The sequence below is a fragment of the Aeromicrobium sp. PFPM2_SD2 genome (assembly GCF_057364525.1).
Window position 1 is genome coordinate 1 of sequence record NZ_JBNFNZ010000654.1, and the last position, 955, is coordinate 955.

1 protein-coding gene and 1 pseudogene are annotated in these 955 nt (G+C 71.5%); one reads left to right on the forward strand and one right to left on the reverse strand.

The window, feature by feature from the left end; translation table 11 throughout:
* Nucleotides 1–347, forward strand: a pseudogene (locus AC2W7G_RS17200) (hypothetical protein); the annotation flags it as partial.
* Here AC2W7G_RS17200 and AC2W7G_RS17205 read toward each other — a convergent pair.
* On the reverse strand, nt 311–955 hold a 645-nt coding region (locus tag AC2W7G_RS17205), incomplete at its 5' end, for a M15 family metallopeptidase (protein WP_485869513.1). The pseudogene AC2W7G_RS17200 and the gene AC2W7G_RS17205 overlap by 37 nt on opposite strands.

Genomic DNA, 955 nt, shown 5'->3' on the forward strand with positions numbered 1-955 from the left:
TGGTGGACGTCAGCGACGGCCTGCTGGCCGACCTCGGTCACGTCGCGACCGCCAGCGGTGTCGCCATCGACCTGGACCCGGCGCTGCTGCCGGTCGCCGAGCCGGTCGCGACCGTCGCCGAGGCCCTGGGCCTCGACCCGCTCACGCTCGTCCTCACCGGCGGCGACGACTACGCGCTCGTCGGCACGTTCCCGGCCGGCACCGAGCTGCGGCCGGCTGGACGCGCATCGGCACGGTCGCCGCGGGCGAGGGCGTCACCGTGGCCGGCGAGCCGTGGGAGGGCGCGCCGGGCCACCGGCACTTCGCCTAGTCAGTCGCGCGGGCTGCGCCACGCCTTCGACGGGTAGCCCGTGTCGAAGTGCATGTAGTCGGCGACCTTGATGTTCTGCCAGATCCAGCCCTCACGCTCGAACAGTCGGACCACGCGGTCGTCCTTGAGGATCTTGCCGGGCGCGGCGGTGCGCGCGTGGTGCTTGGAGCGCGGCGACCAGCAGTCGCACCGCAGGTCCATCCACGGGTTGAGGTCGGGGTTGATGTCGATCGCGCGGCCGTTGGCGTGGGGCGACTCGTCCTGCGGTGCGTTGATCTGGTCGGGCCGGCGGCAGTTGAACGCCGAGGTGTTGTTGGCCTTCAGGCTCTCGAGCGTGTCGCCGTCGAACTGCTCGACCGGCTTCATGCTGGCGATGGGAAAGCGCCACCGGAACAGCTGCTCGAAGATCCGGCTCAGGCTCTTCATGACGTCCTTGTTGGCCACCAGGCGTCCGCGCTGGACCTGGCCGGAGAAGTCGACGTAGTTGACCTCCAGGACGCGCAGGTCGCTGCGCCCGGCCGGGCAGCCGCTCCGCCAGCTGCCGGTGCTGCGGATGCGTGCCCACTGCGCGTCGCCGATGCGGCTGACCCGGGGCTCGGCCGACGTCGATCGGCGAGGGCAGGAAGTCGACGACCGCGTCGAGCA